Annotated in this window: 22 protein-coding genes; 12 read left to right on the plus strand and 10 right to left on the minus strand. The window is 35.1% G+C overall.

The features are described from left to right. Window positions 1-100: 100 nt before the first annotated feature. Window positions 101-1450: a preprotein translocase subunit SecY gene (secY, locus tag ACS5L2_RS06815; protein ID WP_459201266.1), complete on the plus strand. Its 1350-nt coding sequence runs from the start codon at window positions 101-103 to the stop codon at window positions 1448-1450. Between the two features lie 46 nt (window positions 1451-1496). Here the strand turns inward: secY and ACS5L2_RS06820 are convergent, their stop codons facing one another. Then, entirely contained in the window at window positions 1497-2396 is a 900-nt protein-coding gene (locus ACS5L2_RS06820) for an MraY family glycosyltransferase (protein WP_459201267.1), read from the minus strand. 97 nt (window positions 2397-2493) lie between these two features. Here ACS5L2_RS06820 and ACS5L2_RS06825 point away from each other — a divergent pair, with 97 nt between their 5' ends. From ACS5L2_RS06825 to ACS5L2_RS06845, 5 genes are all read left to right on the plus strand, one after another. Further along, a complete protein-coding gene (locus ACS5L2_RS06825) occupies window positions 2494-5052 on the plus strand; it encodes an STT3 domain-containing protein (protein WP_459201268.1) in 2559 nt (852 codons plus the stop codon). Window positions 5053-5168: 116 nt separating this feature from the next. Then, entirely contained in the window at window positions 5169-5705 is a 537-nt protein-coding gene (locus tag ACS5L2_RS06830; RefSeq protein ID WP_459201269.1) for a tRNA (cytidine(56)-2'-O)-methyltransferase, read from the plus strand. Between the two features lie 23 nt (window positions 5706-5728). Continuing rightward, complete coding sequence (gene dcd / locus ACS5L2_RS06835) at window positions 5729-6349, plus strand: dCTP deaminase (protein WP_459201270.1); 621 nt, start codon at window positions 5729-5731, stop codon at window positions 6347-6349. Between the two features lie 2 nt (window positions 6350-6351). Further along, window positions 6352-7728: a DUF711 family protein gene (locus tag ACS5L2_RS06840; RefSeq protein ID WP_459201271.1), complete on the plus strand. Its 1377-nt coding sequence runs from the start codon at window positions 6352-6354 to the stop codon at window positions 7726-7728. Between the two features lie 71 nt (window positions 7729-7799). Next, window positions 7800-7961 carry a preprotein translocase subunit Sec61beta gene (locus ACS5L2_RS06845; protein WP_011171372.1) on the plus strand — a complete coding sequence of 54 codons (162 nt, stop codon included), beginning with the start codon at window positions 7800-7802 and terminating at the stop codon, window positions 7959-7961. A 54-nt stretch (window positions 7962-8015) separates the two neighbouring features. On the opposite strand, the gene ACS5L2_RS06850 is transcribed toward ACS5L2_RS06845, so the two are convergent. The 8 genes from ACS5L2_RS06850 to ftsZ all read right to left on the minus strand — a co-directional run bounded on the left by ACS5L2_RS06850 (window position 8016) and on the right by ftsZ (window position 14536). Beyond that, a complete protein-coding gene (locus tag ACS5L2_RS06850; protein WP_459201272.1) occupies window positions 8016-8333 on the minus strand; it encodes a transcription factor S in 318 nt (105 codons plus the stop codon). Window positions 8334-8402: 69 nt separating this feature from the next. Then, window positions 8403-9845, minus strand: coding sequence for a TrkH family potassium uptake protein (locus tag ACS5L2_RS06855; RefSeq protein WP_459201273.1), 1443 nt, complete (start codon window positions 9843-9845; stop codon window positions 8403-8405). A 20-nt stretch (window positions 9846-9865) separates the two neighbouring features. After that, window positions 9866-10804: a 2-phosphoglycerate kinase gene (locus ACS5L2_RS06860; protein WP_459202626.1), complete on the minus strand. Its 939-nt coding sequence runs from the start codon at window positions 10802-10804 to the stop codon at window positions 9866-9868. A gap of 73 nt (window positions 10805-10877) precedes the next feature. Further along, entirely contained in the window at window positions 10878-11894 is a 1017-nt protein-coding gene (locus tag ACS5L2_RS06865) for an adenylosuccinate synthetase (protein ID WP_459201274.1), read from the minus strand. 109 nt (window positions 11895-12003) lie between these two features. Then, window positions 12004-12483, minus strand: a complete 480-nt coding sequence (locus ACS5L2_RS06870) for a 50S ribosomal protein L11 (protein ID WP_459201275.1) — start codon at window positions 12481-12483, stop codon at window positions 12004-12006. A 113-nt stretch (window positions 12484-12596) separates the two neighbouring features. Further along, window positions 12597-13037: a transcription elongation factor Spt5 gene (locus ACS5L2_RS06875; RefSeq protein WP_459201276.1), complete on the minus strand. Its 441-nt coding sequence runs from the start codon at window positions 13035-13037 to the stop codon at window positions 12597-12599. A gap of 144 nt (window positions 13038-13181) precedes the next feature. Beyond that, on the minus strand, window positions 13182-13421 hold the full coding sequence (locus tag ACS5L2_RS06880; protein ID WP_459201277.1) for a protein translocase SEC61 complex subunit gamma: 240 nt from the start codon (window positions 13419-13421) through the stop codon (window positions 13182-13184). A gap of 32 nt (window positions 13422-13453) precedes the next feature. Continuing rightward, complete coding sequence (gene ftsZ / locus ACS5L2_RS06885) at window positions 13454-14536, minus strand: cell division protein FtsZ (protein ID WP_459201278.1); 1083 nt, start codon at window positions 14534-14536, stop codon at window positions 13454-13456. A 229-nt stretch (window positions 14537-14765) separates the two neighbouring features. Between ftsZ and ACS5L2_RS06890 the strand changes: the two genes are divergently transcribed. After that, window positions 14766-15863 carry a DNA topoisomerase IV subunit A gene (locus tag ACS5L2_RS06890; RefSeq protein WP_459201279.1) on the plus strand — a complete coding sequence of 366 codons (1098 nt, stop codon included), beginning with the start codon at window positions 14766-14768 and terminating at the stop codon, window positions 15861-15863. Window positions 15864-16013: 150 nt separating this feature from the next. Continuing rightward, window positions 16014-17234, plus strand: a complete 1221-nt coding sequence (locus tag ACS5L2_RS06895; protein WP_459201280.1) for a 2,3-bisphosphoglycerate-independent phosphoglycerate mutase — start codon at window positions 16014-16016, stop codon at window positions 17232-17234. 1 nt (window position 17235) lies between these two features. On the opposite strand, the gene twy1 is transcribed toward ACS5L2_RS06895, so the two are convergent. Beyond that, window positions 17236-18177 carry a 4-demethylwyosine synthase TYW1 gene (twy1, locus tag ACS5L2_RS06900; protein WP_459201281.1) on the minus strand — a complete coding sequence of 314 codons (942 nt, stop codon included), beginning with the start codon at window positions 18175-18177 and terminating at the stop codon, window positions 17236-17238. Between the two features lie 108 nt (window positions 18178-18285). Between twy1 and ACS5L2_RS06905 the strand changes: the two genes are divergently transcribed. From ACS5L2_RS06905 to map, 4 genes are all read left to right on the plus strand, one after another. Then, window positions 18286-18975, plus strand: a complete 690-nt coding sequence (locus ACS5L2_RS06905) for a molybdopterin-guanine dinucleotide biosynthesis protein MobB (protein ID WP_459201282.1) — start codon at window positions 18286-18288, stop codon at window positions 18973-18975. 112 nt (window positions 18976-19087) lie between these two features. Then, the gene (locus ACS5L2_RS06910) at window positions 19088-19375 is read left to right on the plus strand and encodes an ArsR/SmtB family transcription factor (protein WP_459201283.1); all 288 of its coding nucleotides are present in this window, start codon (window positions 19088-19090) and stop codon (window positions 19373-19375) included. A 196-nt stretch (window positions 19376-19571) separates the two neighbouring features. Then, window positions 19572-20681 (plus strand): OBG GTPase family GTP-binding protein, encoded by a 1110-nt coding sequence (locus ACS5L2_RS06915; protein ID WP_459201284.1) that lies wholly within the window; start codon window positions 19572-19574, stop codon window positions 20679-20681. A gap of 11 nt (window positions 20682-20692) precedes the next feature. Continuing rightward, the gene (gene map / locus ACS5L2_RS06920; RefSeq protein ID WP_459201285.1) at window positions 20693-21580 is read left to right on the plus strand and encodes a type II methionyl aminopeptidase; all 888 of its coding nucleotides are present in this window, start codon (window positions 20693-20695) and stop codon (window positions 21578-21580) included. Window positions 21581-21598 lie beyond the last annotated feature (18 nt).

The raw sequence follows: 21598 nt of genomic DNA on the forward strand, positions 1-21598 counted from the left end.
TTTAAATGCGAAAACTATATCTCGTGTATTTTCCAAAGATTATCATGATTGCAGTATTTGATAATAAATCCCGTGTTTTTCTTGTTTAACAAAATTTATAATGTTATTCCAGGGTGAGAATTTGGAAAGTTTTTTATTAAAGATAAAACCACTACTCGAACTAATTCCAGAAGTAAAAAGACCAACAAAAGAAATTTCTTTCAAAGAAAAATTACAGTGGACTGCAGTTGTGCTTGTACTCTATTTTATTTTGGGTACTATTGATATTTACACCGGCGGTTCAGAAATGCCTGCAATATTTGACTTTTGGCAGACAGTTACTGCATCAAAAATGGGTACGCTGATTACCCTTGGTATCGGGCCAATTGTAACTGCAGGAATCATCATGCAGCTTTTAGTAGGATCTGAGATTATAAGTTTGGATTTATCAAAGCCCATGAATAGAGCATTATTCCAAGGTTTACAAAAATTATTTGGTATAGTATTATGTTTCCTTGAAGCTTTAATGTTCGTTGGTGCAGGTGCATTTGGTACTTTAACACCACTAATGATGGCAGTGCTAGTATTCCAGCTTGCACTCGGGGCGATACTCATTATTTACCTTGATGAAATTGTTTCAAGATACGGTATTGGATCAGGTATCGGTCTTTTCATTGCTGCGGGGGTTTCGCAGACTATATTTGTAGGAACCTTTGGTTCAGAAGGATACTTATGGAAATTTTTCAGTGCAATGACTGTTGGAAGTTTATGGACTGCATTAGAATACATTTTACCAATTTTGGGTACAATACTTGTATTCTTGGTTGTAGTCTACGTTGAAAGTATCAGAGTTGAAATTCCACTTGCACACGGTAGAGTAAAAGGTGCTGTTGGAAAATACCCGATAAAATTCATTTACGTTTCAAACTTGCCTGTTATCCTTGCTGCAGCATTGTTTGCAAACATCCAGCTCTGGGGAATGTTCCTCGAAAAAATGGGTTTTCCACTTCTTGGACACTACACGAGTGGTAGAGCAACTGATGGACTTGCATACTACTTCTCAACACCATATGGGATTTCAAGCTTGATTGCAGACCCGCTTCACGCGGTATTCTATACTATCATGATGATAATATTCTGTATATTGTTTGGTCTTTTCTGGGTTGAAACTTCAGGACTCGATGCAAAATCAATGGCCAAAAAACTTGGAAACTTAGATATGGCAATTAAAGGATTTAGAAAAAGCCAAAAATCAATTGAACAGAGGCTTAAAAGATACATTGCCCCAATTACAGTAATGGGTTCAGCATTTGTTGGATTCTTAGCTGCAAGTGCAGACTTTACAGGGGCACTCGGTGGTGGTACTGGAGTACTTCTTACAGTATCCATCGTTTACAGGTTGTACGAACAGCTCGTTCAAGAACAGCTCTCTGAACTTCACCCATCAATTGCGAAGTTTATAAGAAAATAATTCTAAAATAGAATAGAAATATTAAAAATAAAATTTTTTTCTTTTTTTAAAAAATATTGAATCCGAGGTATTTTGTATATAAAATACTCAAAATTCCAAAAAATGCTTCGATAGTCCACAGTACAAGTACTATTTTATATTCTTCCATTGATTTTTTCATTAAAATCATTCTTGGTAGTGATAAATATCCGCCTTCAACGCATAATTTTCCATTTTTCAATTGAGTAGGCGTAAATACAGTGTCTTTTTTTGTAACTCCTGCGGTGAATTGTTTCAAAAGTGCATCTACAATATATGGAATCATGAGTATAAAAAATTCAGGAATAAAACCTCTCCATACTGCAACGGTTGCCAAAAATGCACCAATTGGAAGGGTTCCAGTGTCTCCAGGAAACACTTTTGCAGGGTACCTATTGTAGTATAAAAGTCCAAGGTATGCTGCTGAAAATAAAATCAAAATTTTAAATCCAAATATATCTCCGTTTATTAAACATACTGCTGCCATAAATAAACAGAGAATTACTCCCATTCCAATTTCAAGACCGTTGAAACCTGCAAGCATGTTTGTTAAATTTGAAGACACAAAAATTCCAAGTATTAAAAGAATGGATAAAAAAACATTTAATTTTAACAGAAATGCAACAGGAATCCCCATTAAAAACGTCAAAATTATTTTTTCTTTTGAATTTAATCTTGAAATATCATCAATTACCCCAACAAAACCTGACAAAAATATGCTCAGCGAAAGTGCGGGATTGAAAAACAGCATTGTTACAGAAGTTATAACTACGGGAGATAATCCGCCCATTTCTGCTACTTTAAGTTTACCTTCCTTGTGCAGGTCATAACCATATTTATTATTGACCATTTTTGTAATTATAAATTTTGTAAATATCAAAGAAATTACAAAAGAAAATAAAGCAGATAAAACAAAATATAAATCCATAACATCACCATTTATACTATTAAAACATAATTCAATTGATAAACTATTTATATATACATTATCGATTATTTTTGATAAAAGCTTTTGGAGGAGGATTATGGGTGAATTATTAAATAAAGTCTCAGATTTTTTCAAAAAGAACGAAAAAATAAAACTCATCCTGATATTACTGTTTATATGTATGATGAGTTTTCAAATCCGTGCCCAAACTGCAGACATGGCATTTACCGATAATTCATATTTACAAGACATGTTTTCAGATGACAATGGAAGAATGTATTTAACCGCACTTGACCCTTATTACTACCTTAGAATGACTGAAAATTACATAAATAGTGGTTATTCAAATGTTGGTGAAACTACAGTTGAAATAGATGGGAAAAATGTACCTTATGACACGATACAGTACGCACCCCCGGGAAAAGAAGCAGGATCAGTTTCTGCACTATCTATTGTAACAGTTTTTGTATACGCAATTTGGAATTCGTTTGATTCAACCGTTACGATAATGAATGCGGCATTCTGGGTTCCTGCAATCATGAGTATCCTGATTGGAATTCCCGTGTTTTTTATAGTAAAAAGAAACACGTCTTCAAATATAGGGGGGCTTGTTGGAGCGTTGCTTCTGAGTTCAAGTCCGAGTTTACTTTATAAAACATCAGCAGGATTTGCAGATACCCCGATATTTGAGATACTGCCGTTACTGTTCATTGTATGGATGATAATGGAAGCAATCCACGAACAAGAAAACGTCAAAAAATCCGGAATATTTGGGGGAATTGCAGCCATTTTAATTGGATTGTATCCTCTGATGTGGAGCGGTTGGTGGTATGCATTTGATATCACGGCGGCCTTCTTGGTGTTATATTTAGCATACGAATACATAACAAAATCAAAAAACTTAAAAAATGTACTTACAACTTCAATAATTACATTGGTTGGTGGAGCAGTTCTTGTTTCGCTTTCAACAGGAGTAAGTGGATTCATTAATGGAATATTATCCCCAATAGGATTTACAGTAATCAATGAAGCTACAAGAATAACAGGCTGGCCAAACGTTTATACAACAGTTTCAGAGCTTGCAATTCCAACTGGAACTGAAATAATTGAAAATTCAGTTGGAAATATCTGGTTATTAATTGCAGGTATTTCTGGAATAGTTTTATCATTTATATCATTTAGACATGAAAAACGTGTAATTGACATTAAATATTCACTTTATTTAACACTCTGGCTTATAGCTACAGTTTATGCCGCAACAAAAGGTATAAGGTTCGTTGCATTAATGACTCCTGCTCTTGCAATAGGTATTGGAATATTTGCAGGCCAGATTGAAAATATTATTAAAAAATACGAAAAAAAAGTGGAATATATATTATACCCGGTAATTGGAATTATCTCGGTAATTACCTTGATTAAATATAATGGGGAACTATTAAACATACTTGTTCCAACTACATATGTTCCAATTGCGGTTTATCTATCGATAATTGCTTTACTTTGCTTAGCAGTATACAAAATAGTAGACATACTTTCAGAAAAAGAACAGGCTGTTAGAAAGTGTTTTGGAATACTTCTTGCAGTTATGTTAACACTTCCGTCAATGGCTGCCGCAGTCCCATTCTATACTGCTCCTACAATGAACGATGGCTGGATGGATAGTTTAAACTGGATAAAAACAGAAACTCCAGATAATTCAGTTGTTACATGCTGGTGGGACAACGGTCACATCTACACGTGGGCTACAAGAAAAATGGTAACCTTTGATGGTGGATCACAAAACACTCCAAGAGCTTACTGGGTTGGACGTGCATATTCAACCTCTGATGAAAATTTATCGGTTGGAATTTTAAGAATGCTTGCAACAAGCGGGGACAGCGCTTATGATGACGAAAGTATTTTAATTAAAAAAACAGGGTCGATTAAAGGAACTGTGGACATTTTAAATGAAATACTTCCAATCAACAGAACAGAAGCTAAATCCGTTCTATTAAATAGTTACGGCCTGACAGATGCAGAAGCAGAAGAAATACTTGATTTAACACACCCAAAAAGTACAAATCCTGACTATTTAATTACCTACAACAGGATGACAAGTATTGCATCTGTTTGGAGTATGTTTGGAAACTGGAATTTCAGTTTACCTACAAATACCGAAAACAGCGATAGAGAAATGGGTTATTACCAGCAATTAAGCGGTAGTGCACAGGATATTAACGGAACTACAGTTATTTACATACCGCTACAGAAAACAGATTCATACAGTATTGTAAATGTTATTGAAATAACAGGTTCTGAAATAAGGATGGCTGATGCAGTAATTGACAGCAACAACCAGACCACCATGCAGAGTCCAAGTTTCCACAAACTGATTTTAAAAATCGGTGAAAACGTTTACGAACAGGGAATAAACGAAAATGGGGACTATTCAGAAATTGTAAGACTTGAACAAACATATTCTGGTAATTACCAAGTATATGCATGCATCTCAAGTAAAAACCTTGAAGACAGCGTATACACGAAATTACACTTTTTAGATGGATACGGACTTGAAAAAATCCATCTTGAAAAAGAATCAATAGACCCAACTGCATACGGTGTAGAACCGGGATTTAAAGTTTACAGCGTAGATTACGGAACAGACTATCTCAATTAATTTTGAGAATTTAATTTTTTAACTATTTTTCAATTAATTTTAAATATTAACTTTTTTAATATTTTTTGAAAACTTTTAATTTAACTCGAATTTTATTTGATTAATCTGGTGATTTTATGGCTATTGAGATATTGAGGTTGGGCCATCGAGGCGAGAGAGACAAAAGAATATCTACCCACGTTGCATTAACTTCAAGAGCACTTGGCGCTGAAAAAATAATATTTACTGAGGAAGATAAACACGTTAGGGAAAGTGTTGAAAGAATTGTTGAGAGTTGGGGCGGAGATTTTAAATTTGAAGTCGTTAAATCCTGGAAAACGTATGCGAAAAGATTTAAAGATAACGGGATAGTAGTCCACCTTACAATGTATGGGGAAAATATTAATAAAGTCATGACAGAGATTAGAGAAGAGATTTCAAAAACGAAAAACTTGCTCTTGATAATCGGTGCTGAAAAAGTTCCAAGAGAAGCTTACGATATTGCAGACTACAACCTTTCAGTTGGAAACCAGCCGCACTCCGAAGTTGCTGCACTTGCAATATTTTTAGACAGGCTTACTGAAGGAAAAGCTCTTTATTCAGAATATGATGATGCAAAAATAAAAGTAACTCCTTCGAAATCCGAAAAATGTGTTTTTATGGAAAAAGAGTAATTTAACTCTCTCTGGTGAAATAAATGATATTAAGTGATAAGGATATTTTTGATTACGTTAATTCAAAAAGAGTTTTGATAGAACCGTTTAATTCAAAATTCGTTGGACCCTGTTCATACGATGTTACCCTTGGAAATGAATTTATAAAATATAACGAAGACGTTTACGACCTTAAAAAAAGTTTAAGCCACAGTAAATTCGAAATTGAAAATTCAATCATGGTATGTCCCTTAAACCACCACCTTGATGAAACAATAATCAAAAATTATAAAGAAAAATACAGTGTTGACTTTGTTGTAAGTGGCGGGCTTTTAGGAACTACTAATGAATACGTGGAACTTCCAAACGATGTTTGTGCACAGTACCAAGGTAGGAGCAGTTTTGGAAGGGTATTTTTACAAACTCACCAGACCGCAGGGTGGATTGATTCAGGATTTAAAGGAAAAATAACACTTGAAATTGTAGCATATGACAAACCTGTAATACTTTATAAAAACCAGAGAGTAGGGCAGTTAATATTTAGCAAATCACTTTCACCAGCAGATATCGGATATTCGGACAGGAAATGCTCAAAATATGCAGGGCAAAAGTCAGTAATGGCTTCACTTATTAAAAAAGACTTTGAAACTAATGAGGAGGAATAAAAATGTTCGTTCCAGAGGAAATTATTGAAACAATAAAAATGATCGAGTATCAAAATTTGGATATAAGAACTACAACACTTGGTGTCAACTTAAAAGACTGTGCTGACAAGGATTTAGATGTCTTAAAAGAAAACATTTACAACAAGATAACATCACTTGGCGGAAATTTAGTTGAAACTGCAAACAAAGTATCTCAAAAGTATGGTATTCCAATAGTAAATAAGAGAATTTCGGTAACCCCAATCGGGCTTATCATGGGAAGTACTTTAAAGGGCTTGAGTAACGAAGAAGCAGTTGATGCATGCGTTGAAGTTGGAATTACGCTTGATAAAATTGCAAAAGAAGTTGGCGTAGATTTTATTGGTGGGTATTCCGCATTAGTTCAAAAAAGAGCAACACCTGAAGAAAAAATGCTTATCAGGTCAATCCCAAAATTAATGACTAAAACTGACAAAGTATGTGCATCGATTAATGTTGCTACAACAAAAGCAGGCATTAATATGTATGCTGTTAAAAAAATGGGGGAAATCGTTAAAGAAACCTCAGAAATTACAAAAGATGCAATTGGATGTGCAAAAATTGTTGTATTTTGTAATGCTCCTGAAGACAACCCCTTCATGGCAGGGGCGTTCCACGGACCTGGAGAAGGAGATGCGGTAATCAATGCAGGTGTTTCTGGACCGGGTGTTGTTAGGGCAGTTGTTGAACAGTTAAAAGGAAAAGATATCGGAACAGTTAGTGACGAAATTAAAAAGACTGCATTTAAAATTACCAGAATGGGTGAACTCGTTGGAAAAGAAGTTGCGAGTGAATTAGGTGTAGACTTTGGTATTGTTGATTTATCACTCGCACCAACTCCGGCAATTGGAGACAGCATTGCAAATATTTTAGAAGCTGTCGGACTTGAAAGATGCGGAACACACGGAACTACCGCAGCACTTGCAATGTTAAACGATGCAGTTAAAAAAGGAGGAGCAATGGCTTCAAGTAATGTTGGTGGACTTAGCGGTGCATTCATTCCAGTAAGTGAAGATGCAGGAATGATTGAAGCAGTTGAAGCTGGAGCTTTGAAATTAGATAAACTTGAAGCAATGACCTGCGTATGTTCAGTTGGTCTTGACATGATTGCAGTACCTGGAAAAACGCCTGCATCAACTTTATCTGCAATAATTGCTGATGAAATGGCAATTGGTATGATAAACAAAAAAACTACAGCAGTTAGAATTATCCCTGTTCCTGGAAAAGACGTTGGTGACTACGTAGAATACGGCGGACTCCTCGGAACTGCACCGATTATGCCAGTTCACGAATTTTCTTCAGAAGAATTCATAGAAAGGGGCGGAAGAATACCTGCACCAATTCAATCACTTACAAATTAAAATATATTTAAAATTTTTTAGGAAAGTTTTATAAACTTTCAAAACATATAGTTTTTAAATAGGGTGATAAAATGGCTAAAAATCAGGATGCAGGACTCAGTACAAGTGCAGGGCTTGTAAGATATATGGATGAAGATGTTTCAAAAATAAAAATAGCTCCAGAAAAAGTTTTAGGATTAACCGTATCAATTATAATAATTGAAGCTGTTTTAAACTACGGAATTTTGATTTAACTTAAAAAATAAAAAAAGTTTTTTTGAATTTTTAATATTATTTTAAATCTTAAATTAATCGTATTCTCTCCATGTATGGCTGCATTTTTTACATTTGTAAAATCTGGTTTCAGGTTCATCAGCACATCTTGTCTGCTGTAGCCACCAGAATGCTTCCATATTTCCACAATTTGGACACTCTATCCTTGTTGTTGGAAGGGTTTCTACATTTTCAATAACTGTAACATCCTGCTTTTTAGTTTCTATTTTTTCTTTTAAAGCATATTCGTGATTTGCTTCACCAATTTCTTCTTCGTGTTTGCATACCACGCATTTTAAAACTCCGCCTTTCGGGAGCATGATGTTGTTGCATTTAGGACAAAATTCGACCATAAATCCCACCTTGTAATTCGGTTATAAAAAGAAAATATCTCTATAGTTCAACTTAAAGAGGTCAAATTACTATTTATAAGTTTCGATTTTTTTAGATATTTTATTTTTACTCACATCTTTTATTTTGAGGTAAAGTGGGAGAATTATCAAGATGTATATCGGAAGAATTTCAAGCCTTCCAACCCACATCGAAAATATCCCCAAAATTTTTGCGGCAGGGTGAAGCGAGTGGTTTACAATATCAACAGAAAGCCCCATGTTTGCAACCAATGATACTGCCTCAAATACTGATAAAAACGGGTCGTACCCAAGACTTATTAAAACAAATGTTCCAAATAAGTAATGAATAATATACCCAAATGTTATTATAAATGCATCAAGAATTAAAAAATCAGATAATGGGTTTTTACCGATTTTTTTATGGATTATGGCATTTCCGGGAGATACTACCTCTTTTAACCTATAATAAAACCCTTTTGACATTATTACAAGCCGTATAAGTTTAATTCCCCCGGTAGTCGTTCCCGTGGCCCCACCAATTGCCATCACAAATATCAAAACTGCAATTGAAATGTTTGTTAAAGCGGATATTTTTACACTTGAAAACCCGGTACTCGTCATTGCAGAAACCACTGTAAATATTGAGTCGAGCGGTTCTATTCCAGACGTTAAAGTAATTACAAACGCTGCAAAGAAAAGTATGGGAATAGAAGTTTTTGTCTGTATATCATCAACCCGCCTCCCAGTTAAAACATTGTGATGTACTGAGAACGAAACAACACCACCAATATACATAATTAAAGTCATTATAATCTTTGCGAAGTTGTTATATGGAAAACTTTGGTTGCTTATGCTCATACCGCCTGTTGAAATACCGCACATGCAAATGTTTAATGCACTCCACAAATTTAAACCGCTTAAATAAAGTAAACATATCCCAATCGTTGTGTATAAGAGATAAATATGCCAGATTTTTTTAATTGTTCCAATCGTGCTAGGCATAATTTTTTCTTCCCTTGCCTCTGCACGGTAGTACGCTGATGCACCTGCTTTTGAAAGAATCGAAATGACCATTGCAAGCACACCAACTCCCCCAATCCACTGTTCAAGACTTCTCCACAATTGAAGTGTTCGGGGTAAAGATTCTACATCTTTTACGATACTAAATCCAGTTGTAGTCCATGCAGACATGCTTTCAAAAACGCCATCAAGGTATCCAAAATATTCGATTCCTAAATAGAATGGAATTGCCCCAATTAATGATGCCATGAGCCATGCTAATGCTGAAATAACCATTGCATGCTTTAATTTTACTGAAATCGGTTTCGTGAGTTTATTTATCAATAACCCAACAATCATAAAAAAGAGTGAGGGATATAAAAAGTAAAAAAATGGTTCGTGGAAATAAATCCCGATAAACGATGGTACCATCATTATAAGACCAATTGTCGATATTAAAATTCCCAATTCATGTAGAATTCCAGAAATATCGCTTTTTTTGAAAATTTTCATAATACCCCAAAATTAAAAAATTAGTAGATATCCGAATCAATTATTGGCTCATCATTTAAGTTACTGAATCGCTCTGTAACAATCTCCAAGCATTTTTGAACCGTATCACTGATTGACACGTTTTCAATAACTGGAAGGTTGTTTTCTTTTGATTTTTCAACGATGTACTGGTTAATCTCTTTTATTATTTCAAAATTCTCTAAATATCGCTCAAGTGGCCTGTCACTTACCTTGGCTCTTGCAATAAATCTTTTTTTATGGATCTCTTCTGAACTTAGGGTTAAATTTAAAAATATCACGTTTGGCATTTCCCGATATTTTTCAGCCATTAACCCAGGAACTATGTGTGTTCCTTCAATTATGACACTTGTACCTTCAGTCAAACTCCTATCAATAATACTTTCGATACCCAAAAGTACGGGTTCAACGTGTCTTTCAAATCCGAGTAAATGTATTTCTTTTGTGTCCATCTCTTCCCAAGGGGACCTTCTAAGTGCAGTCCAGGCAGTATATGAAGATTCGTAGAGCATTGGAACTAAATCTTTTGAAATACTTCTTCTCATGACTTCCCTTATCGAATCAGTTCCAATAACGCTCGGAATACCCAACCTTGATGCAAGCTCAAATGCAATCGTGGATGTTCCAACACCGCTCGACCCGCCAACAAGAATAATTATTGAATGTTTCTTTAAAACTCTTCGCCATAGCAAGTATTTTTCTGCAATTCCTTCATAATCTCGATTAATTAAAGTATAATATACTCTTCGTCTCAATTCATCTTTAGTAATCTTTAATACTTTTTGATCATTTAGTTCTCGCTCGATTTCACGTGCTAAACTGTAAGATGCACTTGGTTTCATTCCCGCAGCGGTTAGGGATCTCGCTAAAAGACCCTTTGAAAAGGGCATATCATATTCTTTATCAGTTACTAAAATTCTAATATTGTCATCAAACGTCATCATATCCCTACCAATCTAAAGTAAAAATGAATAATGATAATCATAAAAAAGTAGTTAATTAAAATTTTTATAATTATTTATTTCTAACATCAATTGTCTGTCCAAGTTCAGGACCTGTTGAAATGAGGGTTACCTTAACTCCCACTTTTTCTTCAACTTCTTTTATGAATGCTTTTCCTTTTTCAGACAGTTTTTCATATTCAGTAATGCCGTGACATTCGTGATCGTACTTGTCAAGGCATGTTATTGCTATCTGGGTTGCTCCGTTTAATCTGCATACTTTTTTAGCAAGTTCATAATCGAAGTAACCAACTCTTCTTCTCCTTCCAGTAACTGTTCCGTATTCAACTACTCCGAGGCCTTCAGCTTCTTCTACGGACATTTCTGTTGGGAAAGGTCCTTCGCCAACCCTTGTTGGGTAAGATTTGAATACTGCAACGACTTCGTCAATTTTTGTAGGGCCTACACCAACATCTGCTGCAAAAGATGCTGCATTTGTATCTTTTGAAGTAACGTAAGGGTAGCTTCCGTAGTATAAGGATAATAAAGAACCTTGTGTTCCCTCAATTAAAACATTATCTCCGGAATCTAATGCATCGTTTACTGCTTCTGAAACATCTCCAAGATATTTGGAAATTGATTCTACGTCTTTTCCTTGTTTCAATGTCCTCATTGCTCTGTCAACATTTGCAGGACCGCATCCTGTTCCAGTTGATCCAATTTCTTTTGAAAGGTGTTCGTTTGATTTGTCAAGTTGTCTGTGGGTTTCTTCAATGATACCACACCTGTAATCAACGAGCATTCTTTCTCCAACATTGAATTTTTCGAGCATTTGGATTTCCTTGAGCAAAACTTCAGGGTCGGTTAAAACTCCAGCACCAACGGCGAGTTTCGCATTAACATTTGGAAAACCAGTTGGAACCATCCTTATTCCGTATTTTTCACCGTCTACTTCAACAGTATGTCCTGCATTAGGGCCTACGCCACCTCTTGCAATAATTGACGGGTTATCTTTTTTACAGAGGTAGCTTATTATTTTTCCCTTTCCTTCGTCGCCCCATTGGCCACCAACTACTATGGTACATGTCATTTACAGAACCTCCATTCAAATCCTCAAAACCATTTCGGAGGAGTTCATATCCAATAAATATTTGAATTAATAAATACGAGTTTTCAGAAAAAAAGAAAGTAAAATTCATTTAGTTAAAGTAGCTGTCAAACTGTCCTGCGTCAACTGCTTTTTGTGCTTCTTTTGGGGTCATTCCTTCTACATTTACTCCAACTGATACACATGTTCCAATAACTTCTTTTGAAGCGTTTTTCAAGTTGTATGCTAACATTGCATCTTGTTTCATTTTTGCAATTTTAACAACCTGTTCCATCGTTAAGTTTCCTGCAACTTTGTGTTTTGGTTCCTGTGATCCTGTTGTAATTCCGAGTTCTTTTTTAACTAACGCGGATGCAGGGGGAATACCTACTTCAATTTCAAATGTTCTTTTATCAGTATTAACAATAACTTTAACTGGAACACTCATTCCGTCATAGTCTTTTGTCATTTCGTTGATTTTTTGAACAACTTGCATGATGTTTACGCCCAAAGGACCGATTGCTGGACCTAAAGGAGGTCCTGCTGTTGCTTTTCCACCAGATACGAGTATCTCTACTACTTGTTCTGCCATATATTCACCTCTAAATGAATCGTGTTTAGTATCGCAATAATACTATCATAAGTTCCTTATTCTTATTTATGTGTATCCTATTTAAAATTTACCATGACTTTATAAAATACATATTAATCCTGTTTAGATACAATTTTAACCTGTTCAACACCAACAGTTATTGGAATAGGTACTGCTGCATCTATCAATTCAAGAGTAATTTCTTCTTTGTGTTTGTCGACTCTTGTAACTCTTGCCCTTTCACCCTTGAACGGACCTCCAACTAATTCAACAATATCTCCTTTATCGATATTTTCGATAATTTTTGTTGGGGTTAACAAGTGATCGAGTTCGCTTACGCTGGTTTCTCCAGGAACGATTCCTTTTACTTTGAAGCTTTTTCTAACGAGGTCGTCTAAAGCTCCTTTGTTAGCAGCCTCAATCAGGATGTATCCTTTCAAATCTTCGGTTGCTAAAATTGAAAATACTTCCAAACTCTCTTTTTCGGCTTTTGAAGCCAGAGATTCTGCAACGTTTTTTTCCTGACCTGTAGTGGTCCTTACTGCAAAAATCATAATATCACCAAAACGGAATAAAATTTGAAAATAAATAATTTTAAAAATAGATCTCAAAATAATTGAAAATTGTTATCAATTTATACTATATATATCTATTCATAAATTGAAAAATGTGTATGTATATTTTCGTGTTTTACTGTTTTACGGCGTTAATATTCCTTTCAAATACGTGATTGGTACATGTATTACAAACCCGACAAAACCAAGAAGGCATATACCAAGACCGGTTACTTTAGAAATTGTTATATATTCCTGTCTTGTTGGCTTTCTTGAAATCATTAAAACTCTTCTGCACTGGTGTAAAAAATCCTTTACGCCATTTAATGTCGCATGTAACTTTGATTTTTGCACTTCGATATTCGTATTTTTTTCTTTTGCCATAATATTCCTCGGCATACGTTAAAAAATTAAATTTAGATTTTTGGGATATCTATTAAGTATCTCTTTTTCGTTACGTCAACTGTGTAGTCACCAGTTGATTTTGTACCGGTAATTATAAGTAAAACTCTTAATGAATTTTCGAGTGTTTCATCGATTGTAGTTCCCCAAATAATTGTTGCTTTTTCGTCTAATCTGTCTGAAACAGTTGACACAATTTCTTTTGCTTCTTCAAGGCTCATGTCTTCAGGGCCAGTTATATGGATTAATGCACCGGTTGCACCGTCAACATCTACACAGAGAAGTGGGCTGTTTAACGCGATTTGTATTGCTTCTCTTGCTCTCTTCTCAGAGTCACTTTCACCAATACCCATCATTGCAATTCCACCGTTGTTCATTACTGCTCTAACGTCAGCAAAGTCTACGTGAATATCTCCAGCGTTGTTTACGAGTTCAACCATTCCCCTAACGGAATTCATTAAAACTTCGTCTGCAACTTTGAAAGCGGTTCTTAAAGGAACATTTTGAACGATTTCTAACAATTTATCGTTAGGAATAATAACAATAGTGTCTGCAACTTCTTTTAACTTGTTAAGACCTGCAATTGCATTTGACATTCTAACTTTTCCTTCCATTGAAAATGGTAATGTAACAACTGCAACTGTTAAAGCACCTATTTTTTTGGAAATTTCTGCAACTACTGGGGCAGAACCGGTTCCAGTTCCTCCACCAAGTCCGCAAGTTACAAATACGAGGTCTGAATCTTGAATTGCTTTTTTAACTTCTTCTGAATTTTCTTTTGCAGATTCTTCACCTTTAACCGGGTTTCCACCTGCACCGAGTCCTTTTGTAAGGTTCTTACCGATTAAAACTTTCTGATCTGCGTGAGTTTTTACGAGTTGCTGTGCATCTGTGTTTACTGCAATGATTCTTGCACCGCTGATACTTTCTGCAATCAACCTGTTTATTGCATTATTTCCTGCACCGCCGCATCCTACAACAGTTATTCTTGCTTTTGATTGTTCTATCAATTCAAGCAATTCTCTATCTACATCGGAAAGCTGTTCTGGAGCAGGTTCCAAAAAATCTGTTTGTGCTATGTTTTTTAAGAATTTCAAGATTATTACCTCCTCATGAAATAGTGCATGCCCTCAAAGCCCTGATTGTGTGGGTTTTAAATAATCATTGGAAATATATAAGTTACAAGATTTATATCTTTTGATTAGGACAGATACCAAAAATATAGTCATAAATAAAATTATTAATATTCGGAATATAAAAGCCGATTATAACTTTCATTTATCTGATTCATATTTATATTATTTTCTATTAAAATGCGGTGAAACTGTGATAACCTCAGAAGAGAGAAATTTAGCGGCCAAAAAATTACTAAAACTTGCTAATGACATGTACGAAGACATCATACGAGGAAAAAGACCTAAAATCACATTTCCAATAAGAAGTCTCGCAAATGCGAAATTTGATGCAGATAAGGGAACTTTTGCGATACTTGGAAAAGAAAAAGATAGGATGTTAACCGTAAATCAGGCAAAAATATTTGCTCAGACTATCAAAATGATGGAATTTTCAAAAGAACTGCTTGATACAAACGACTTCTCAACTCTGAGAGAAGCATATTATGTTTCCAAAAACTGGGGCGAAGCAAGATTTGACGACCAGCAACCATCCAACGGAGTTATTGAAGATATCGAAGCTGCTTCAGAATTTTTAAGAGAAGATTTAGGATTTATTCCAGAAGAAGATGGTGCAGCTGTTATCGGGCCGTTACAAATCGTTGATCGAACTGCAGATGGAGCGGAAATTAAAATTGACTGTACAAAACTTGGAAGCGGCGCATACAACATTCCAAACGATGTTACAAAATTAGAATTTGAAACAAAAGCAGATTTCATTTTAGCAATAGAAACTGCAGGTATGTTTGCAAGGTTAAATGCTGAAGAATTCTGGAAGAAACATAACTGCATATTAATCTCTTTAAAAGGGGTTCCTGCAAGGGCAACGAGAAGATTTATCAAAAGATTAAATGAAGAATACAAATTACCGATTTTAGTATTTACGGATGGTGACCCTTACGGATACTTAAACATCTACAGGACTTTAAAGGTAGGAAGTGGTAAGGCAGTTCACTTGGCAGACAAATTAGCAGTTCCCGAAGCTAGACTTATTGGAGTAACTCCACAGGATATTATTGATTACGAACTTCCAACACACCCGCTAAAAGACCACGACGTTAAAAGATTAAAAGATGGTCTTAAAAACGATGACTTCGTTAGATCATTTCCTGAATGGCAAAAAGCACTAAATCAAATGGCCGACGGTAAAGTAAGGGCAGAACAGCAGTCTTTGGCAAAATATGGTTTGAAATATGTTGTTGAAGAATATTTGCCAGCAAAGGTTGAAGACTCGAGCACATGGCTTCCATAAACTTTACTACATTCATTCTTTTTTCAAATTATCAACCGAAATTTAAAGCTACTGCCAATTTATCAATTTTTCTTGAGTTTAAGACCAAAAAATATTAATAAAAACGAAGCAATAGCATTTATCATTCAAAATTATTATACTGGTGAATCAATGAAGGCAGTTATTTTTGTTATTGATGGACTTGGGGACAGGCCAGATGAGAATGGAAACACCCCCCTAAAAGAAGCTAAAACTCCAGTAATGGATAGAATGGCTAAAGAAGGAATTTGCGGTCTTATGAATTCTATTGATGTTGGGGTAAGACCTGGAAGTGATACTGCACACCTCGCTCTTTTAGGTTACGACCCTTACAGAACTTACACTGGAAGAGGCCCATTTGAAGCCTGCGGTGTTGGAGTTACAGTAAAACCTGGAGACATCGCATTTAGGTGCAACTTTTCTTCAGTTGATGAAAATTTTATCGTGACTGACAGGAGAGCTGGAAGAATTGAAAATACATCAGAACTTGAAAAAGAACTTGATGGGCTAAAAATTGACGATGTAGAAATTATCTTTAAAGAGTCCGGCGGATACAGGGCTGCACTCGTTTTAAGGGGCCCCGGTTTAAGTGACAAAATCAGCGATGCAGACCCTAAAAAAGAAGGAAAGAAAGTAAAAGAAATACATCCCCTTGATGATTCAAAAGAAGCTAAAAAAACTGCAGAAATTGTTAACAAATTGTTAAAAATCGCTTACGAAAAATTAGATAAACACCCGGTAAACGAAGAAAGAAGAAAACAAAACTTACCTGTTGCAAACATCATAATTCCAAGAGGTGTTGGACAGGTTCCGGAAATTATGCAGTTTACTGAAAAAACTGGACTCAAAGGAGCGTGTATTGCAGGAACAGGACTTATTAAAGGAATTGCAAAAATGGTTGGTCTCGATGTTATAGATGTTGAAGGGTGTGATGGAACCCCGGATTCTGATCTTATGGCAAAAGCTTGTGCAATTGTAGAAACTCTTAAGGATTACGACTTCATACTCGTAAATGTAAAAGGTGCAGATGAAGCTGGACACGACGGAAATTACGAACTTAAAAAACAGGTTATCGAAAAAGTCGATGAAATGCTTGATTACATTACAAAAAATATTAGCAAAGATGAAGTTTATTTTGTACTCTCAGGAGACCACTCAACCCCGATTGAAGAAATGGATCACTCTGCAGACCCTCTTCCAATAATCTTGTGGGGAAAAAGCGTTAGAGTTGACGATGTTGAAAAATTCGACGAATTTTCCACATATAAAGGTGGATTGAACTGGATAAAAGGAATAAACATTATGCCTATTTTAATGGACCTCATGGGTCTTGCAAAAAAATATGGTGCTTAAATTAAAATCCAAAGTCTATTTTTGGATTAATTTTTCTATTTTTGTTAGTTAGTAAAACAACCCTGCTTTCAGGCGAATCATCTTCAATTTCGAATATACTGTTTTCTTCTAAAATTTTACCCATATCCAAAAGTTCAAACTGCTTTACCATGTCATCCAAATTTAATCTTTTTCTTGAATATCCAACATTCATGTAAGATTTTAATTCAATGAAATTTGAATTTGCTCTTTCGAATAATTCCTTAAATTTCAAAATATTATCGTTTATATTTCGAATAACCGTAGTTCTGATACAGGTTCGTTTTTTTGATTCCAAAATATCGAGAGTATTTAATATAGATTCCCAATCTTCTTTTGTTCCGCCACATATTTTCTTGTAACTTTCTAAATCGTATGCATCAAGTGAAATATAGAGCTGTGTTGGATTTACCTTTTCGATTACATCTGTTAAAATCCCGTTTGAAACTAAAAATGTGGACATCCCCTTCTTATGGAATACTTCGATTAATTCGTCAATGTATGGATACATCGTTGGTTCTCCTGAAAGAGATAGTGCGACGTGCTTTGGTTTTGTTGCTTCGAAGTACTTTTTTTCACCAATCCTGTCTAAAATTCCCTTGTATCCTGTTATAATGGTTTTGTGCATCTTTAATATATCTTCTGCAACTTCTTCAGGTTCTTTCCATTCTGGAGACCCAAAAGAATCCAATCCCAAATCTTTTGGCAGAACCCTCCAGCAAAAGATACACGATTGCTGGCACCATGCAACAGAAGGAGTACTCTGGACACACCTGTGCGTATTTATACCATAAAATTTTGATTTGTAGCATTCTTTGCCTTCTAAAAAAGATTTGCTAACCCAACCGCATAGTTTTACCGCGCTGTGTTCTTTTAACTGGTAGCGCTGTTTTCTTAAAATATTGTGTATCTGTTCTGGAATCATAATTATCACCATTGTATTCAAGCATTGTTTAATTACTATTTATATCTTTTAACCTATGCGTTTTATATGGCAACATTTAAATATATGATATTTCATTATAAATAAGGTATGATAAGAGTAATAGGTGTAATCGGAAGAAAGGATACTGGAAAAACAAGCCTAATAGCCAATATCCTCGAGAACTTGAATGACATGTCTGTTGCGACAGTTAAAAACTCACATATGGATATCGATGTTGATTCAAAAAATACAGATTCATATCTGTTAAAACAGTTTTCAGACGTTTCTGTTTTTGTTACAAGCAAAGGTTCTGCCTTTTATTATGACAGGATGCATTTAAAAGAAATCTTAACAAAACTTGACTGCGACCTTGTTATTGTAGAAGGTTTTAAGGAAGATTTAATAGACTTAAATATCCCAAAAATACTTGTAACTGAAGGGGGACGTGGCGCTGAATTGAAAGATAACCAGACCATAATGGTCATTGATGACTTCAAATATGATATAAATGAAGTTAAAACTCAGGTTCTTGAAAAAGCCATAGTTCCATCGTATAATCTAAACTGTGGCCACTGTGGATACAACTGCGAAGTTTTTGCAGAAAAATTGGCATCAGGAGAAGTCAAGTGGACTAAATGCGTTATGTCATCAGGGCTGAAATTAATAGTCGATGGCAAAACAATCCCCGTAAATCCATTTGTTTCCGACGTTATTAAAAATACACTGAAAGGGATTGTAGGAACACTGAAGGGTACGGAAAACCCTGAAACAATTTCAATCAAAATTGAAAAAAAATAATACTCTTATTTTTTGAATAAAGACCCATACCGTGCATTATGGACTTTTTTCGTATCTCAAAATATTTAAATATTGTAATAAATAGACTATATTATGGTTATTTGGTGATACTATGGTTATGGAAGAATACAAATACGAATATATGGCTGAAGTCTTCAAGGCGTTTGCTGACCCTACGAGATTAATGATTTTGGAGCTTTTAAGTGAAAATGAAAGCATGTGCGTATGTAAAATTATTGATGAGTTGAAAAAACCTCAGCCAACAATTTCCCATCACCTGAACATATTAAAGAAGTCTGGAATCATTAAAGCCAGAAAAGAAGGTACATGGAACCACTACTATATCGTAAATCCAAAGGTAAGGGAAATGATATCTATTATGGGCGGAATTGTAGATTAATCATTTGTATTAACCCGGATAAATTGGTCTTTGACCATCATAGTTAATTTTATATACCAAATATCACTATTAGTGAAGTAATTAAAGTGATATTTTGAGACTTGAAGATAAATAAAACATAATTTTCTTTTTTAATTTTGTAATTAAAACATTTTTCATCGATTTATTCAATTTACAGTCTATGCGTTGTGAGAATATGGGAATACAAGAAGATATCAAGAAATTGGAAGACGAATTATTACATACCCAGTATAACAAAGCCACACAAAAACACGTTGGAATATTAAAAGCAAAACTTGCTAAATTAAGAGATGAACAGCAAAACCCAAAAGGGTCAGGTGGATCGAGTGGACCATCATATGCGGTTAGAAAAACGGGAGATGCAACAGTTGCTTTCGTTGGATTTCCATCCGTTGGTAAATCAACACTTTTGAATAAACTTACAAATGCAAATTCAGAAGTTGGAGCATATGCATTTACAACACTTACAATTATTCCTGGATTAATGGAACACAAAGGTGCTAAAATTCAGGTTTTGGATGCACCGGGAATTATTTCTGGAGCTTCTTTTGGTAGGGGTAGAGGTAGCGAGGTTTTAGCTGCTGTTAGAAACGTAGACCTTGTAATGCTCGTTGTGGATGTATTTTCACCAGAACATATTCCAATCCTTGAAAAAGAGCTTTCAAACGTGGGTATCAGACTTGACCAGGAAAAACCTGACGTAAAAATTGAGAAACACGACCGTGGTGGCCTTGCAATCAATAAAACTGTTAATTTAACACAAATAGATGAAGCTACAATAGCTGCAATAGTTGGAGAACACAGAATCCACAATGCAGCCATCCTAATAAGAGAAGATATTGACACGGACCAGTTAATCGATGTTGTATTAGACAGCAGGTCATACATTCCAACACTCGTTATTGTAAACAAGATCGATCTTGCAGATGAAGCAAACTTAAAAAAGACAGAAGCTGCAATTGGGGATAGACCACACGTATTTGTTTCAGGACACAAAGAAATTAACCTTGAAGAATTAAAAGACAAAATCTTTGAAACATTAGGATTTATAAAATTATACTTAAAACCTCAAGGTGGAAAAGCAGACCTTGAAGAACCATTAATTATCTTAAAAAATTCAAGTGTTGAAGATGTTTGTAACAGACTTCACAGGGATTTTGTTAAAAATTTCAGATACGCACTCGTCTGGGGAGATTCTGCAAAACACCCTGGTCAAAGAGTAGGATTAGACCACATTCTAAAAGATGGCGATATATTGACGATCGTTGTTAAAAGATCACTTTAATGGTAGATAATATGGATAATGAAGAATATAATAAGATTATTGAAGCTGGAAAAATTGCTTCGCAAGTTAAAGAAGAAGCCATAAAATTAGTAAAACCTGGTGCAAAACTCTACGATGTTGCAGAATTTGTAGAAAACAGGACAAGAGAACTTGGCGCAGGTGTTGGATTTCCATGTAATATCTCATTAAACGACATTGCTGCACACTACAGCCCCCCACACGGGGACGAATCTATCTTTTCCGAAGAAGACGTTGTAAAGTTGGACCTTGGGGCTCAGGTTGATGGATTTATTGCTGACACTGCAGTAACTATCGATTTATCCGGAAAATATTCGGAACTAAAAAAAGCTTCAGAAGATGCATTGAATACCGTAATTAAAGAAATCGTTCCTGGAATAAATGTTGGTGCAATGGGAAAAATAATTCAAGAAGTAATTGAAAGTTACGGTTACAGGCCAATTTCAAATCTTTCTGGACACGTTATGCACCAATATTCACTCCACTCTGGAGTAAGTATTCCAAATGTTTCTGAAAATACAAGAGATACTATCGATGTTGGCGACCTCGTTGCAATTGAACCTTTTGCTACAGACGGATTTGGACAAGTTGTCGATGGAAAAGATATATTTATTTACAAATACCTAAAATCAAGACCAGTCAGACTTCCAGCTGCAAAAAACCTGCTTAAAAACATTGAACAAAAACATGCATATCTACCATTTTCAGAAAGAGACATGGCAAAAATCGATAAACATTACAAAACCGGTCTCAAAGGCTTAATGATGGCAGGCGTATTATACGGGTACCCCACATTAGTTGAAAGAGAACATGGAATGGTAACACAATGTGAACATACCGTCTTAATTACCGAAAATGGTGTTGAAGTCACCACAAAATAATTTAAAATAAAAGGTGAA

It is taken from the genome of Methanococcus mangrovi (assembly GCF_054506835.1).

Excerpts from the sequence above, each read along its gene's own strand:
- secY (WP_459201266.1), top strand. The coding sequence starts at position 101 with ATGTTATTCCAGGGTGAGAATTTGGAAAGTTTTTTATTAAAGATAAAA.
- ACS5L2_RS06820 (WP_459201267.1), bottom strand. The coding sequence starts at position 2,396 with ATGGATTTATATTTTGTTTTATCTGCTTTATTTTCTTTTGTAATTTCT.
- ACS5L2_RS06825 (WP_459201268.1), top strand. The coding sequence starts at position 2,494 with ATGGGTGAATTATTAAATAAAGTCTCAGATTTTTTCAAAAAGAACGAA.
- ACS5L2_RS06830 (WP_459201269.1), top strand. The coding sequence starts at position 5,169 with ATGGCTATTGAGATATTGAGGTTGGGCCATCGAGGCGAGAGAGACAAA.
- dcd (WP_459201270.1), top strand. The coding sequence starts at position 5,729 with ATGATATTAAGTGATAAGGATATTTTTGATTACGTTAATTCAAAAAGA.
- ACS5L2_RS06840 (WP_459201271.1), top strand. The coding sequence starts at position 6,352 with ATGTTCGTTCCAGAGGAAATTATTGAAACAATAAAAATGATCGAGTAT.
- ACS5L2_RS06845 (WP_011171372.1), top strand. The coding sequence starts at position 7,800 with ATGGCTAAAAATCAGGATGCAGGACTCAGTACAAGTGCAGGGCTTGTA.
- ACS5L2_RS06850 (WP_459201272.1), bottom strand. The coding sequence starts at position 8,333 with ATGGTCGAATTTTGTCCTAAATGCAACAACATCATGCTCCCGAAAGGC.
- ACS5L2_RS06855 (WP_459201273.1), bottom strand. The coding sequence starts at position 9,845 with ATGAAAATTTTCAAAAAAAGCGATATTTCTGGAATTCTACATGAATTG.
- ACS5L2_RS06860 (WP_459202626.1), bottom strand. The coding sequence starts at position 10,804 with ATGACGTTTGATGACAATATTAGAATTTTAGTAACTGATAAAGAATAT.
- ACS5L2_RS06865 (WP_459201274.1), bottom strand. The coding sequence starts at position 11,894 with ATGACATGTACCATAGTAGTTGGTGGCCAATGGGGCGACGAAGGAAAG.
- ACS5L2_RS06870 (WP_459201275.1), bottom strand. The coding sequence starts at position 12,483 with ATGGCAGAACAAGTAGTAGAGATACTCGTATCTGGTGGAAAAGCAACA.
- ACS5L2_RS06875 (WP_459201276.1), bottom strand. The coding sequence starts at position 13,037 with ATGATTTTTGCAGTAAGGACCACTACAGGTCAGGAAAAAAACGTTGCA.
- ACS5L2_RS06880 (WP_459201277.1), bottom strand. The coding sequence starts at position 13,421 with ATGGCAAAAGAAAAAAATACGAATATCGAAGTGCAAAAATCAAAGTTA.
- ACS5L2_RS06895 (WP_459201280.1), top strand. The coding sequence starts at position 16,014 with ATGAAGGCAGTTATTTTTGTTATTGATGGACTTGGGGACAGGCCAGAT.
- twy1 (WP_459201281.1), bottom strand. The coding sequence starts at position 18,177 with ATGATTCCAGAACAGATACACAATATTTTAAGAAAACAGCGCTACCAG.
- ACS5L2_RS06905 (WP_459201282.1), top strand. The coding sequence starts at position 18,286 with ATGATAAGAGTAATAGGTGTAATCGGAAGAAAGGATACTGGAAAAACA.
- ACS5L2_RS06910 (WP_459201283.1), top strand. The coding sequence starts at position 19,088 with ATGGTTATGGAAGAATACAAATACGAATATATGGCTGAAGTCTTCAAG.
- ACS5L2_RS06915 (WP_459201284.1), top strand. The coding sequence starts at position 19,572 with ATGGGAATACAAGAAGATATCAAGAAATTGGAAGACGAATTATTACAT.
- map (WP_459201285.1), top strand. The coding sequence starts at position 20,693 with ATGGATAATGAAGAATATAATAAGATTATTGAAGCTGGAAAAATTGCT.